This window comes from bacterium (genome assembly GCA_035703895.1).
GTDB lineage: Bacteria > Sysuimicrobiota > Sysuimicrobiia > Sysuimicrobiales > Segetimicrobiaceae > Segetimicrobium.
On sequence record DASSXJ010000325.1, the window covers coordinates 1 to 13346 of the forward strand.

Sequence of the window (13346 nt, forward strand, 5' to 3'; positions counted from 1 at the left end):
GTCGTTGACGACCATTACGGGGAAGTCCTCGACCACTAGGCGGTGAATTGCCTCCGCGCCGAGGTCGGGGAACGCGACGACCTGGGCTTCGCGGACACGTTCGCCGAGCAGCGCCGCGGTCCCCTCGACGGCGCCGAAGTAAACTGCCTGGAACCTCTTGATGGCCTCGCGGACCTCTTGGGAGCGCCGGCCCTTGCCGATCATGCCGCGGATCCCATAAGCGATCAGCGCGGGCGTATAGGCGTCCATCCGGGAGGCCGTCGTAGGCCCTGCCGACCCGATGGGCCGTCCGGGCCGGGCGGGCGTGGGACCACAGTAATAGATGACCTGATCCCGGAGGTCCACCGGGAGCGCCTTCCCGTTCTCGAGCAGCCGAGCCAGCCGCTCGTGCGCTGCGTCGCGCGCGGTATAGACCACCCCCGAGAGAAGCACTTCGTCGCCAGCACGGAGGCGTGCCGCATCGGTTGCCCCGAATGGCGTACGGAGAACGATGGGCGTCACAACACCACGCGACCTGAACGATGGGAGTGACAGTCGAGATTTATCGCGACGGGCAGGCTGGCAATGTGCGTGGGATGGACCTCGACGTGGACGGCGAGCGCGGTGACCCGCCCGCCGAATCCCGCCGGGCCGATCCCGAGGTCGTTGATTCGGCGAAGGAGGTCGGCCTCCAGTTCGGCGAGGCTCGGCTCGGGATGGGGCTGTCCCACCGTTCTCAGGAGCGCGCGCTTGCTCAAGAGGGCGGCCCGCTCGAATGTCCCGCCAAGTCCAACGCCCACGATCAGCGGCGGGCTCGGATTGGGGCCCGCCTCGGAAATGCACCGAGTCACGAACTCCGCGGCCCCCGCATATCCTTCCGAAGGTGTCAGCATCGCGAGCCGGCTCATGTTGTCGCAGCCGGCCCCCTTGGCGAGCATGGCGAGTTCAAGCCGGTCTCCCGGGATAATCCGATAGTAGACGGTCGCCGGTGTGTTGTCCTGCGTGTTTACACGATCGAGCGGTCCCCGGACGATCGATGCGCGCAGATATCCGTCGCGGTACCCCTGCCGCACCCCCTCATTGATGGCGCCCTCCAAATCTCCATTGGTCACGTGCAGGTCCTGGCCCAGATCCGCAAAGATGACCGCCGTCCCGGTGTCCTGGCAGATCGGGAACCAGTCTTTGCGGGCGACGCGTGCGTTCTCGAGCAAACGGTCGAGGACCGAGCGCCCAATCTCAGACTCCTCGATCGCCCGCGCGCGCTCGAGGGCGGCCAGCATGTCCGAACCCATCTGGTGGTTGATCCGGATGGAGAGATCGCGGACCGCCTCGGTGATCGTAGCTGCGTTGAGCGTTCGCACCGGTCGACGGTCGCGCGGGCACCAGGGACGCCCGCTAGACGACTCCCTCCTCGGCAAGGCGTTGGAGCGCCGCATCGTCGAGCCCCAGCCACCGGCACAGGATCTCGTGGTTGTGCTCGCCGAGCCTCGGGCCGGCATGGGTCACTGCACCCGGGGTCTTGGAAAACTTCGGGACGACACCCACCATCCGGATCTCCCCCAGGTCTGGATCCTGCACCGCGATGACGTCCTGACGCGCGGCGTACTGGGGATCGTCTAGGATGCGAGGCACATCGTAGACAGGACCGGCCACCGCACCGCTCTCCTCGAGCCGATCGAGGATCTCCTCCTGTCCCCGCGCCCCCATCCACGCGCTGATGATCGCGTCCAGCGCTTCGCGGTGCTGGATCCTCGCGGTGTTGTCCTTGAATCGATCGTCTTCGAGCATGTCGGGACGGCCGATGGACGCGGCGAGCCGTTCGAAGACGCGCTGACTGGTGGCCGAGAGGGCGATCCATGTGCCGTCTCCCGATCGGTAGAGATTGCGGGGCGCGGCGTCGGAGAAGGAGTTGCCTGCGCGCTCCGCGAGAAGGCCGAGCGCGCTGTACTGGGTGACGTAGGGAACGAGAAGCCGGAACAGGGGCTCGTAGAGGCTGACGTCGATCACCTGGCCCCGCCCCGATGCCGCGCGGTGGTGGACCGCCGCGACGACGCTGAGGGCACCTGTGAGGCCGGCGATCTCATCGGCGAGCGGCATCGGAGGCAGCAGCGGAGGGGAATCAGGGAATCCATTCAGCGTCACAAACCCGCTCATCGCCTCCGCGACGGTGCCGAACCCCGATCGGTGCCGGTACGGACCCGTCTGCCCGAATCCCGAGATCCTCAAGATCACCAGCGCGGCGTTTCGTGCGAGCAGCGCCGCGGGGGCAAGCCCCCACCGTTCGAGCGTGCCGGGGCGAAAGTTCTCAACGAGCACATCCGCGTGTTGGGCGAGGTCGAAGAGGAGTTGTTGTCCGCGAGGTTGGCTGAGGTTCAGGGTGACCGACTTCTTGTTTCGGGAGACGACCTTCCACCACACGGACTGTCCTGAGACGAACGGCCCCCATGAGCGCAGCGGATCGCCGCCCTTTGGATGCTCCACCTTGATCACAAGCGCCCCCAAATCGGCGAGCATCGAGGTCGCGGTTCCCCCCGAGATGATCGTGGAGAGATCCACTACGGTGAGGCCGGTCAGGGGACCGGTGGCGGTCGGGTCGTTGGGTGTCGGCATGATCTTCGCTCGGATAACGGCTCCCGTGGCGGTCGGGCTGGCTACGCGCGAAGTTGTGATTCCCGCACGCGCGGTGGTGTCCCTCCCCTACAGCACCGGGGTCCTCAGCATCGTCTCGCGCGCTGCGCGGGCGGCCTCGGGAAGTACACCGTTCGGGAGCCCCTCGATGTGCGCCAGGATCTCGGCAGCCTGCCAGATCAGTCGCTGTAGATCTCCCTCGGGAATGCGATGCCGCCTCACCACATCTTCCCACGGTCGACCCGCGGCCCATGCCCCGACCACGGCCGCCCGCTGGAATGCCGGCGCCGGGCCGCCCCCTACCGGGTCAAACTCTCGCACGACCGGGTCCTCAGGCAATCCGGCGGCGCTGAATCGCTTGTTGATCCTGGCCACGATCCCCCTAAGCGCGACAATCGCTCTCCGAGCCTGGTGGGCAGCCGCGGGGGGAAGCGCCGTCCCCAGCAGGGAGTCCTGAGGGGCCGCCTCGTTCCACCGGCTCCGGCCATCGATTCGCCAGCGGTGGCGACCGTGCCGGTCGTGCGATCCGCCCCGGCGGAGTGGAGGGCCCACTCGCTCCGTGCCGAGCGCCGCGGCCGCAGCGGCAAGCGCCGCGGGGTCTGTCGGGAGAATCCGGGATCGGATCGCTTCCGCCAGCACCAGCATCCGTGGGTGGCGGATCCGCGCGGCGATCCGGCCCAATGGCGTGAGGCGCCACTCGGTATCGAGGTAGCCGAACTCTCCGAGAACGGCGGCGCGGCTTCTGAAGATCCGGGTCTCCTGATCTTCCAACTCAGCCAGCGCCGTTGCGAGGACACGCCGCCTGCGTTCGACGACGCGTAGGTCCTTGATCGTGGCCAGACAGCGCTCGACCATCGGGCAGCCTGTGCAGGGCATCTCCACCACGGCGCGCCCAAGTTCCGTGACGTCCGGGCTCGACCCCGCGGCATCCGCGCGCCCCGCCTTGGAGCCCTTGTGCCGCGCCAGTCGAAGATCGTGGAGGAGGCGGTCGAACCGGTCCCGGGTCGCAAGGCGGTCCCCGCACGGCCGGGTCGTTAGCGGATCGAAAGGGAGGGACTCGAGGCGATTGCGCGCGGCCGCGATCTGGGAGCGACGTTCATACGCGGCAAATGACCGCCGGACAATTGCTTCCGCCTCCAAAAGCGGCGCCCGCGCGAGTAAGTTCAGCACCTGGGCGTCCGACGGTGTAAACGCGGAGACCACAGGGTCCGGCGCCGCATCAGCGAGCGCCAGACCTTCGTCCGCCTCCGACGCGTTTTCCACCGCGATCACCGCGATCCCCAGCGTGTCTCGACCCCGTCGTCCTGCCCGGCCGGTCATCTGATGGAACTCGGTCGGCGTGAGCGCCTCCGGACCCGCGGGCCCGTTGCGATACAGTGTCGAGAGCAACACCGTGCGCGCGGGGACGTCGAGCCCGGCGGCGAGCGTGGTCGTGGCGCAGACGAGGCGAACGAGTCCAGCCTCCAGCATCTCCTCGACACACATCCGCCAGGCCGTGAGGTGGCCGGCGTGATGTGGGGCGACACCAGCCCGCCGGAGTGGTGCGAGCAGCGGATGATGGGCCAGCTGCGGCACCTGTTCAATCCATTCTTGAAGACGCTCCGCGCGACGCGCTTCGTCGGGCGCGGGATGATGGCCGAGGAGCCTCGCCGCCTCATCACACTCGCGCCGGCTGGGGAAGAACAAGATCGCCGGGGTCAGCCGGCGATGCTCCAGCGCGTCGGCCGCCGTCCGAAGCCATTGAAGATTTCGGCTCCGCGTGCTCACCGCGTTGGGATCCGGCGGGAGCAGGCGTCCGGCTCCGTCCGCGAGGAGGTATTGGAGCGGGACCGGGCGCGTCTCGAGCGTGACGACGGCCGGCTTGCGGCCGCGCACCTCATCGAGCCAGGCCGCGAGGTCGGCCGCGTTGGGGATGGTCGCCGACAGCAATAACAGTCGGGTCTCCGAGGAGGCCAGCAGCAAGATTTCCTCCCAGGCAGTGCCCCGTTCCGGGTCGGCCAGATAGTGGGCTTCGTCGAGCACGATGACCGCGGCGGGATTGGACCTGAGCGCCGCCGCATCGTACAGCGCGTTGCGGAGAATCTCCGTCGTCGCCACGAGGACCGGAGCGCGCGCGTTGACCCGGCGCTCTCCCGTGAGCAGTCCCACGGCTTCCTCGCCGTACAACCGTTGGAAGCGCCGGAACTTCTGGTTGGAGAGCGCTTTGAGTGGCGCCGTGTACCACACCCGGCCCGCCCCAGCCCGAGGCTCCGCTGATCCGTCGCGGAGGAGGCGGGCGATCTCCTGTTCCGCGATCCACGTCTTGCCGCTTCCTGTGGGGGCGGACACCAGCACGTCACCCTGCTCGAGCGCGTCGAGGGCGCTCACCTGGAACGGGGCCGGCGCGAACGGGAGAACCGGAGCCTCTCCGACGCCGCGAAGCAGCTCAGCGAGTCCGGGTCCCGCTTTCGACCGCTTCACAAATGTTTCGGGAGCCGGAGGATGCAGGTCCGGTCCCGTCGAACCACCCGGCCACGGCGCCGTCCCGTGGGGCGAGCGCACGCCAATGAACCGGAGCGGATCCGTTGAAACAGAGCAAAGGGCTGACGGCGGAGGAGAAGCGTTTTCTTGCGGGCCTCATCCGTCAAGTCTGGCGGGCATGTCAGGGGTTTGTCACCTTGGTGATGGAGCGCGGACCCGGGGAGGCCGTGTACGCGCTTGAGGAGCTCGTGGAGTGGTCCACGTCGCAGAACCAGCGGCTGCGATCCCGCACCAGCCGCTCTCAGGTCATCGGGCTGGGCGCCCGTCGCGTGGCGTCGGAACTGCTCGAGGACGTCGGCACCTTCTGCAACGGCATCGGGGACCTGCTGGGAAACGCCCAGCAATCGGAGCTCGATCCCGATGAGGTGGAAGACGAAGCGTTGACGATGATCGACGGATTCCTGGCGTGGACGACGATGATGGCCCAGCAGTTGGGAATCTCCCGGAATCTCCGCCCGCAGACGCTCTGGAACGAGCGCTAACGACTGCGCGGCCCGGCGCCGCATCTCCGTTATCCGAGCGACTTCAGAATCTCCCCGAGCGGGCGCTTCACGCACGTGAAGATCGGTGTATCGCGCAGGGTATACGCGCTGGCTTCCGTTTCCCGCAGTTTCATCACCAACGTTTGGAACCGCTTGGGGTGGTCGGTCAAGAACGACACGACAAACTCCTGGTCGTCGAGGCCAAAGGAGTACGCGGTGTGCAGCTGCACGTCGGGGAACTCGTGCCCGACTCGAATGTGATCGGCCATCATGCGCCGCCGTTCGCTCAGCGGGAGGGCGTACCAGGCCCGAGTCTTCACAAACGGATAGACGAAGAGGTATGTGCCCTCGCCGGGATCCACTTTGAAGGTCGATTCGAGGGGCTCCGCCCGGGTATAGACAGACTTCCGTGTCAGCGCGAGGAGCGAGGTGCTGAGGTCGAGGTGCCGTCCCAGCCCGGTCCGGTTGACGGACGCGGACATCTCCTGGATGGGCGGCAGTTCTGGGCAGACTTTCCAAATCAGGAAATCGGTATCCGCGCGCAGCCCCAGGGTCGAATACGTTTCCATCATGATCGCGTCCTTGAACCGGTCCACGGCGTCGAGGAACTCCGCGATGCCTTCCTCCTTCGCGCCCTCGGTCAGCAGACGCCACTCCGGCCGGCACTTGTAAAAAGCGTAGTGCACGAAGTCCTGTGATTCGCTTGCGTGTCCACCCTTCATGGTACCATTCTAACAGAACGTGCCGGGGGACTACACCCGCGGTCACAGATGGGGACAATGCCTGCTCACGCGAGGACGGTTCCTGCGCGGCCCACGATCGGTGACGCCGCCGCGGGGACGGTGATCTGGGCGATTCTGCTGGCGACCGCGGTCTGGGTCGTCATCTTTGCGTGGCGGCCAGCCAACTTCTGGCTCCTCATGGGCGCGGGCGTCGGCGCGCTGGGCCTCCTGGCCCTCCGGATCCGCGGGCCGTTCCCTCTGGAGGAAGGCATGTATCGACGCGACCTCCCGATCGGCGTGGTGGCCGCCGCGGTGCTGTATGCGGTCTTCGCCCTTGGGCGGATCGCCGTGGGCCGTCTTGTCCCGGTCGCGTCTACCCAGATCGGCAGCGTGTACGTGCTGCGGTCGCAGGCGCCGTGGTGGCTCATTGCGGTCCTGCTGATCTGCGTCATCGCCCCCGGGGAGGAACTCTTCTGGCGAGGCCTGGTCCAGTGGGGGTTGGTGCGGCGGTTGGGCCCGGGGCTCGGCTGGGCGTTGGCCACCGGGGTCTACGGCGGCGTGCATATCGTTGCGGCAAATCCAATGCTGATCGTCGCCGCGCTGGCCGCGGGAGGGTTCTGGGGACTGCTCTATCTTCGCATCGGGCGGCTCGCACCGCTCGTGGTGTCTCACATCGTCTGGGATCTGACCGTGTTTCTCGTCCTCCCGTTTCAATAACCTCTACAGGAGGGCCTTGAGTCGCTCGCGGTCGATGTTGCCGCCGCTGAGGAGCGCCACGACCTCTGAATCGGGCGCCGGGGTCACCCGACGCGCGAGCAGCGCGGCCGTGGCGGCGGCCCCGGCGGGTTCCGCCAGCAGCTTAGTCCGTTCCAAGAGGAGCCGCATCGCGTCCCGGATTTCGGCGTCCGAGACGAGCACGACATCATCCACGAACTGCTGCACCGCGGCCAGCGTCAGGTCGCCGGCGATTGGCCCGGTCAGCCCGTCGGCGATGGTGTCCACAGAGTCGAGGCGGACCGGCGCCCCCTGTTCGAGGGCGCGGGACAGGGTCGGGGCGCCCTCGGGCTCGACTCCGATCACCCGGATGTCGGGCCGGCTGAGCTTGAGCGCCGCGGCGATCCCGGAGATGAGCCCGCCCCCACCGATGGGCACGAGGACGGTATGCACGCCGGGAAGGTCCTCAAAGATCTCCAGCCCGATCGTGCCCTGACCCGCGATGATGAGCGGGTCGTCATAGGGATGAAGCAGGGTGAGGCCGCGCGTCTCTTCGAGTTCGCGGGTTTTCTCGAACGCCTCGTGGACGTCCCCGTCCACCAGCACCTCGGCCCCGTAGCCCCGGCAGGCAGCGATCTTGGCCGGGCTCGCATACGAGGGCATGACCACGACGCAGTCGAGACCTTCGGCCGCGGCCCCGTAGGCGACCGCCTGCCCGTGGTTCCCCGCCGAGACGGTGATCAGCCCGCGCCGCTTCTCTTCATCGGACAGGGCCGCGAGCTTGTTGAGGACGCCGCGCACCTTGAAGGATCCCGTCTTCTGAAGGCACTCGGCCTTCAACCACAGGCGGGCGTCCAGCAACCTTCCGAGGGCGGTGCTGCGTACGAGTGGCGTGCGGTGCAGCCGGCCCGCGATCGCCGCGCGCGCGCGCCGGATGTCTTCGAGGGTGGTCACACCGTGAAGGTACCGCCGGACGTGAGGATGACCACTTTTGACTCGGTCGATCCCTCGACCTTGCGCTTGAACGCCTCCGGATCCTGCGCGATGACCGGCCAGGTGTTGTAGTGCTCGGGGATGACCGTCCGGGCGCGCAGGAACTTGGCCGCTGCCGCCGCGTCCTCGGGGCCCATCGTGAAATTGTCGCCGATTGGGAGAAGCGCGACGTCCAATCCCGGCTGGCCGATCAGGGTCATGTCGGAAAACAGCGCCGTGTCCCCGGCATCGTAGAGCCGCTTGCCCTCGAACTCGATGACCACGCCTGCGGGATTCCCCCCATACGTCCCGTCGGGAAACGAGGAACCGTGATGGGCGACCGTCAGCTTGACCCGGCCGAACGGGAACGCATGGCCGCCCCCGAGGTGGAGGGGGTGGGCGTTTGCGACCCCCTGCTTCTGACAGTAGTTGACGATCTCGAAGTTCGAGATCAGGGTCGCCCCCGTGCGCTTGGCGATCTCGACGCTGTCGCCATAATGATCGCCATGCGCATGGGTCAGGATGATGAAGTTGGCCCGGACATCGCCGCCCGTGACCGAAGCCTGGGGGTTCCCGGTGAAGAACGGGTCGATCAGGATCGTGGTCCCTTTCGTCTCAAGCGTCCACGTGGAATGGCCATAGTAGGTGAGCGTGGCCATGGTGACCCTCCTAGGTATGGTTTGACGCAGCGGAGACTTGATCCGCTAGAGGGACAACGAATTCCTTCGCCGGCCTACGGCTTGGCGCTGGTCTCTCGGGGCCGCGTGATGACGTACCGGCAGTGGGGGGCGCCGTTCAGGATGTGATCGGTCCGCACCACTTCGGTATCCAACGCCTCGGCGAACAGCGCCATCTCGCACCGGCAAACCTGGGGATGCGCCTCGGCAATGGCTCGGATGGGGCAGTTGTGCTCGATGAGGACGAACCGGTCCCGGCCGAGCTGCTCATGCTCGGCGAGATACCCCTCTTCCTCGCGCGCCTTGGTGAGGACCGCGATCTTCTCCCGAAACTCCTTGCCCGCCATCCGCGACCGATATTGTTCCAGAAGCCGCTTTCGCCGGTGCTCGAAGAGCTCGTCGAGCTTTTCCTCGCCCTCGACCGAGCGGAGGTCATCGAGCAACGACTGGGCGAGTTGCTCGTAGGTCCGCGGGAACAGCTTGTCCCCCTCAGGGCTGATCTCATAGAGCCGGCTCGGGCGCCCTTGGCCGCGGCGAATGCCGTTGGACTGGACGCATCCGTCCCGTTCGAGAATCGCCAGGTGCTGTCGCACCCCCATCGGTGTAATCTGGAGGGTGTGGCTCAACTCCTGAACGGTCATGGGCCCACGGCGCTTGATCAGTGAGAGGATCTCACGGCGGGTCGACGTCATCGCACACCCCTCTGCAATAATTTTACCAGAGGCTGGGGCGTGCGCCAGGGCTAGCTGGAGGTTTGTCCACCCCAAATAATAGCAAACGTATGTTCGTATCAGAAAGGGCTGCCAGGCGTGGGAAGAGAATCCCTCACCGCCCCGCAACGAAGGGATCTATGGAGGCCGCATGGCGACGATTATCGACCTGATCAGCGATACGGCGACCCGACCATCGGCGGCGATGCGTACGTTCATGGCGCAGGCGCCCGTCGGGGATGAGCAGCGGCAGGAGGACCCATCGGTCAACGCGCTCGAGGAAAGGGCGGCGGCCCTCTTGGGGAAGGAAGCCGCGCTGTATGTCCCGTCCGCCACAATGGCGAACGAAATCGCGGTCAAGGTGCACACCCGGCCGGGCGATAAAGTGATCCTGGATGAGACCGCCCACATCTACACGTCCGAGGCGGGCGGCCCTGCTGTTCTCTCAGGGGTGATGTCCCACACCCTCAGGGGGACGCGGGGGGTGTTCACCGCAGACCAACTCGAAGCGGCGATCGGACGGGAGGGCCCCCACTACGCGCGGCCGCGGCTTCTGTCGGTCGAGCAGACCTCGAACCTCGGCGGAGGGACGGTGTGGCCGCAAGAGCGGCTCAGAGCGGTGGTCGAGGTCGCCCGCCGACATGGCATGCGCACCCACATGGACGGCGCCCGGTTGATGAACGCCGTCGCGGCCTCAGAGGTGCCGGCCCCCGAGCATACCGGCGGGTTCGATTCGGTCACGCTGTGCTTGACGAAGGGGCTCGGGTGCCCGGTGGGGGCGCTCGTGTCCGGCGACCGTACGTTCATCGCGGAAGCGCGGCGCTACAAGCACATGTTCGGCGGCGCGATGCGGCAGGCCGGGATCATCGCCGCCGCCGGCCTGTACGCGTTCGATCACAACATCGATCGCCTCGCCGAAGATCACACGAACGCAAAAATTCTGGCCCGGGGGCTGTCAGAGATCGCTGGAATTCGCATCGAGGTGGAGCATGTCGAGACAAACATCGTATTCTTCGATGTCGCGGGCCTCGGCATCACTGCCAAGGAAGCGGTTGAGCGCTTGCGTGCCCACAACGTGCGGATGGGGGCGACCGGGCGAACATTGATCCGGGCGGTGACCCACCTCGACGTCTCGCAGTCCGATGTGGAGCGGGCCGTGGAGGTCGCCCAGGCGGTATTGGGCAAGGTCCCCTCGCGGGGACAGGCCGAGAGGGGGAAAGCGGGAACCCCCGGGGCTGAGTAGCCGCCGAGGGTTCCGACGCCGGTCCGCGCGCGGAGGAGGTTAGGGCGCGCGGCCGTACTTGGCCTGGAACTCGTCTTTGCTCAGTTTGAAGTAATCGGCATTCATCTCCGTAAACCCTTTCCATTGCTCCGGCACGTCCGCTTCAGCGAAGATCGCCGTCACCGGGCAGACCGACTCGCACGCACCGCAATCGATGCACTCATCCGGGTGGATGTAGAGCATGACCTCGCCCCCATCCTCGTCGGTCTTCGGATGGATGCAGTCGACCGGACACACCTCGACGCACGAGCGGTCCTTGACGTTGATGCACGGCTCCGTGATCGTGTAGGTCATGCTCCACGGCCCCCTCTCGGTCCCTCACGAACAGTATACCCTACTCCCCCAATACCCGACTATACCGGAGATGTCCTCTCTGTCTGGGCGGCCAGCATCGCGGGTGTCCGGTCCTTGAGCGCGGCCCCGGTAGCGGCGAGGCGCGGGCATTTGGCGCCGCGCGCCCCCTCCCAGCAGATTTTCTGGGTCATGCACGTCGGTCCCGCGAACTTGAAGATCTCGGGGGCGACAGGCTGGAGTTCGGCCCGCATCAGGTGCGCGAGCCAGCGGATCTCCCACTGGGCCAGGTTGCACGTCCGGAGCTCGAAGAAGTGCAGCAGCGCGCGGGCGTTTGCGGAGACGATCAGCTTCGTCTCGAACGCGTTGTTGAACAAGTAACGGGCGTCCTCCTGATGGACGCGGTCATCCCGCATCAGAAAGTACGCTCGGACGGCGGCCTTGACCGGTTCGAGAAACGACTGGAGCATCTCAGGGATCCGGAGGATCGTCGGCGGCACGATGATTTCGACGAAGTCCTGGGTCGAGAAGTCGACGTACCGCTGGCTCTGCTGTTCGTACGACCACCCGACCCGGTGCCGCACCAGCTGGTGGGAGCAACTGCGCGAGATGCCGCGGACGCCGAAGACGAACTGGTTGTGCTCGACGCAACTCGTGTGTCCGGCCGAGACGACGCGGTTGACGAGGTGTGCCGTCTGCGCGAGCGAGAGGGGCTGCGGGAGGTCGAGGATACTGCCGGCGCTGTAGCACTGGCGCGCGGCCATCGCGGCGAGGCGATCTGCGTCAGGCGTGGCCGCCAGCAGGGTCACGACCGGGCGCACCGCGTAGATCGCGATCTCACGCCCGTTTGGAAGCGACACGGCGCCGACTGCCCGCCCGCGCATCGTGCTGGGGCTTGCGAGCGGGTCGGACATAGGCGGTCCTCCGAGGGCGGTCTGGGGGTCCGGTGTGTATTCGCTGATCGGTCTCGTCCACCCTTCTGTATGGTATCATTACAACGTTTTGAGGAGATCGTGTCGGTGAACGTGGAAGAATTGCTGACCCGCCCCGAGGCGTTGCAGGTGCGGGTGCGGGCCGCGCTGGCCGGACACGGCGGGCTGCGCCCCTTGCCACCCGGAATCCGCCGCGCCGCCGTGCTGCTACTGCTGACTCAGGCGAATGGCGAGGCGGCGTTCGTGCTCACCCAGCGGAGTCAGACGGTCGAGCGGCACAAAGGTCAGATCTCCCTGCCGGGCGGAGTCGTCGAGCCCGGCGAGTCGCCGCTCGACGCCGCGCTGCGGGAGACCTCAGAGGAGATCGGCGTGCGCGCGCGGGATGTGGCCATCTTGGGGGCGCTCGACGAGGAAGAGACCGTCGTCTCCGGATTCCGCCTCACCCCGTTTGTCGGAAGCATCCCGCACCCGTACCCACTCCGGGTCAGCGCGGCCGAGGTGCATCGGGTCCTCGAGGTCCCGGTCCGGATCCTGCTCGACCCGCGGAATCTGCGCGGAGAACGATGGGATCACGACGGTGTTGCCCGGACGGTGTATTTTTTCTCGGTCAACGGCGACGTCGTATGGGGCGCGACCGCCCGGGTCATCACCCAGTTTCTCGGGGCGGTATTCCACATGGCGCTCCCGTCAGGCCGCGACCGTCCGGCGGGCCGCGGTCAATAGGGAGGTCCCGATGCGGGTCGCGGTATTTTCAGACGTGCACGGTAACCTGCGGGCGCTCGAGGCGGTGCTGGCGGAGCTCGAGGTCCGTGGTCCGTTCGATCACGTGATCAACGGGGGCGATCTCGCGTTCGGAGGCCCGCGTCCTCGTGAGGCGCTGGACCTGCTGATGCAGCGAGGATACCCCACTGTGCTCGGCAATACCGACGTGTGGATCGGCGGGATCGAGCAGGGCGGGGGAAGCGTGGCGGCTTGGGCGCGCCGGCAGGTGGAGCCGCGCCACGAAGAGTACATCAGGCGACTCCCGATGGCGCACCGAATCGAGCCATCCGGGGGGCCGCCCCTTGTCGTCGTCCACGCCACCCCCACGAGCGTGGGGGATGTGCTCAACCCAGACGCGCCGGCGGAGGTCGTTACGACGATGTTCGAGCAGGCGCGGACCCGCGCGCTCGTGTACGGGCACATCCACAAGGCGTACGTGCGCGAGATCGCCGGTGGGTTGGTGGTCAACACCGGAAGCGTGGGCTTTCCCTTCGACGGTATCCCCAAGCCTGCGTTTGCCGTCCTGCGCCTCGACGCGGGACGGTGGCACGCGGAAAATGTCCGCGTCGCGTACGATCACGAGGCGGTTGCCAGGGAGTTGGTGTCGAGCACGCACCCCGACGGCCCTCTCTTCGCCCGGCGTCTGCTCGCCGCCAGCATCTCCGGGTAAAGACG

General features: G+C 66.9%; 15 protein-coding genes. 5 read left to right on the plus strand and 10 right to left on the minus strand.

Annotated elements, in window-relative coordinates; all coding sequences use genetic code 11:
- From VFP86_21300 to VFP86_21315, 4 genes are all read right to left on the minus strand, one after another.
- Positions 1–501, minus strand: a 501-nt coding sequence (locus VFP86_21300) for a FumA C-terminus/TtdB family hydratase beta subunit (GenBank protein HET9002187.1), incomplete at its 3' end; no start/stop codon positions are given.
- Positions 498–1340, minus strand: a complete 843-nt coding sequence (locus VFP86_21305; protein ID HET9002188.1) for a fumarate hydratase — start codon at positions 1338–1340, stop codon at positions 498–500. The genes VFP86_21305 and VFP86_21300, both read right to left, overlap by 4 nt.
- Positions 1341–1374: 34 nt before the next feature.
- Entirely contained in the window at positions 1375–2589 is a 1215-nt protein-coding gene (locus VFP86_21310; GenBank protein HET9002189.1) for a CoA transferase, read from the minus strand.
- A gap of 87 nt (positions 2590–2676) precedes the next feature.
- Positions 2677–5067 carry a DEAD/DEAH box helicase gene (locus tag VFP86_21315; protein ID HET9002190.1) on the minus strand — a complete coding sequence of 797 codons (2391 nt, stop codon included), beginning with the start codon at positions 5065–5067 and terminating at the stop codon, positions 2677–2679.
- Between the two features lie 104 nt (positions 5068–5171).
- On the opposite strand from VFP86_21315, the gene VFP86_21320 reads away from it, so the two are divergent.
- Entirely contained in the window at positions 5172–5609 is a 438-nt protein-coding gene (locus VFP86_21320) for a hypothetical protein (GenBank protein ID HET9002191.1), read from the plus strand.
- A 29-nt stretch (positions 5610–5638) separates the two neighbouring features.
- On the opposite strand, the gene VFP86_21325 is transcribed toward VFP86_21320, so the two are convergent.
- Positions 5639–6331 carry a chlorite dismutase family protein gene (locus VFP86_21325; protein ID HET9002192.1) on the minus strand — a complete coding sequence of 231 codons (693 nt, stop codon included), beginning with the start codon at positions 6329–6331 and terminating at the stop codon, positions 5639–5641.
- A 57-nt stretch (positions 6332–6388) separates the two neighbouring features.
- On the opposite strand from VFP86_21325, the gene VFP86_21330 reads away from it, so the two are divergent.
- Complete coding sequence (locus VFP86_21330; GenBank protein HET9002193.1) at positions 6389–7048, plus strand: type II CAAX endopeptidase family protein; 660 nt, start codon at positions 6389–6391, stop codon at positions 7046–7048.
- A 3-nt stretch (positions 7049–7051) separates the two neighbouring features.
- Here the strand turns inward: VFP86_21330 and VFP86_21335 are convergent, their stop codons facing one another.
- The 3 genes from VFP86_21335 to VFP86_21345 form a co-directional block, all read right to left on the minus strand.
- On the minus strand, positions 7052–7999 hold the full coding sequence (locus tag VFP86_21335) for a threonine/serine dehydratase (GenBank protein HET9002194.1): 948 nt from the start codon (positions 7997–7999) through the stop codon (positions 7052–7054).
- Positions 7996–8676, minus strand: a complete 681-nt coding sequence (locus VFP86_21340) for a metal-dependent hydrolase (protein ID HET9002195.1) — start codon at positions 8674–8676, stop codon at positions 7996–7998. Before VFP86_21340 ends, VFP86_21335 begins: the two co-directional genes overlap by 4 nt.
- Positions 8677–8750: 74 nt before the next feature.
- Entirely contained in the window at positions 8751–9386 is a 636-nt protein-coding gene (locus VFP86_21345) for a metalloregulator ArsR/SmtB family transcription factor (GenBank protein HET9002196.1), read from the minus strand.
- 169 nt (positions 9387–9555) lie between these two features.
- On the opposite strand from VFP86_21345, the gene VFP86_21350 reads away from it, so the two are divergent.
- Positions 9556–10647 (plus strand): GntG family PLP-dependent aldolase, encoded by a 1092-nt coding sequence (locus VFP86_21350; GenBank protein ID HET9002197.1) that lies wholly within the window; start codon positions 9556–9558, stop codon positions 10645–10647.
- Positions 10648–10686: 39 nt separating this feature from the next.
- On the opposite strand, the gene VFP86_21355 is transcribed toward VFP86_21350, so the two are convergent.
- Together VFP86_21355 and thyX are read right to left on the minus strand one after the other, a co-directional pair.
- A complete protein-coding gene (locus VFP86_21355) occupies positions 10687–10980 on the minus strand; it encodes a ferredoxin family protein (protein HET9002198.1) in 294 nt (97 codons plus the stop codon).
- A 59-nt stretch (positions 10981–11039) separates the two neighbouring features.
- Positions 11040–11891: an FAD-dependent thymidylate synthase gene (gene thyX / locus VFP86_21360; protein ID HET9002199.1), complete on the minus strand. Its 852-nt coding sequence runs from the start codon at positions 11889–11891 to the stop codon at positions 11040–11042.
- 105 nt (positions 11892–11996) lie between these two features.
- Here thyX and VFP86_21365 point away from each other — a divergent pair, with 105 nt between their 5' ends.
- Both VFP86_21365 and VFP86_21370 read left to right on the plus strand, forming a co-directional pair.
- On the plus strand, positions 11997–12632 hold the full coding sequence (locus tag VFP86_21365) for a CoA pyrophosphatase (protein HET9002200.1): 636 nt from the start codon (positions 11997–11999) through the stop codon (positions 12630–12632).
- A 10-nt stretch (positions 12633–12642) separates the two neighbouring features.
- Positions 12643–13341: a metallophosphoesterase family protein gene (locus VFP86_21370; protein ID HET9002201.1), complete on the plus strand. Its 699-nt coding sequence runs from the start codon at positions 12643–12645 to the stop codon at positions 13339–13341.
- Positions 13342–13346 lie beyond the last annotated feature (5 nt).

Excerpts from the sequence above, each read along its gene's own strand:
- VFP86_21310 (HET9002189.1), bottom strand. The coding sequence starts at position 2,589 with ATGCCGACACCCAACGACCCGACCGCCACCGGTCCCCTGACCGGCCTC.
- VFP86_21325 (HET9002192.1), bottom strand. The coding sequence starts at position 6,331 with ATGAAGGGTGGACACGCAAGCGAATCACAGGACTTCGTGCACTACGCT.
- VFP86_21355 (HET9002198.1), bottom strand. The coding sequence starts at position 10,980 with ATGACCTACACGATCACGGAGCCGTGCATCAACGTCAAGGACCGCTCG.
- VFP86_21345 (HET9002196.1), bottom strand. The coding sequence starts at position 9,386 with ATGACGTCGACCCGCCGTGAGATCCTCTCACTGATCAAGCGCCGTGGG.
- VFP86_21340 (HET9002195.1), bottom strand. The coding sequence starts at position 8,676 with ATGGCCACGCTCACCTACTATGGCCATTCCACGTGGACGCTTGAGACG.
- VFP86_21330 (HET9002193.1), top strand. The coding sequence starts at position 6,389 with ATGCCTGCTCACGCGAGGACGGTTCCTGCGCGGCCCACGATCGGTGAC.
- thyX (HET9002199.1), bottom strand. The coding sequence starts at position 11,891 with ATGTCCGACCCGCTCGCAAGCCCCAGCACGATGCGCGGGCGGGCAGTC.
- VFP86_21370 (HET9002201.1), top strand. The coding sequence starts at position 12,643 with ATGCGGGTCGCGGTATTTTCAGACGTGCACGGTAACCTGCGGGCGCTC.
- VFP86_21350 (HET9002197.1), top strand. The coding sequence starts at position 9,556 with ATGGCGACGATTATCGACCTGATCAGCGATACGGCGACCCGACCATCG.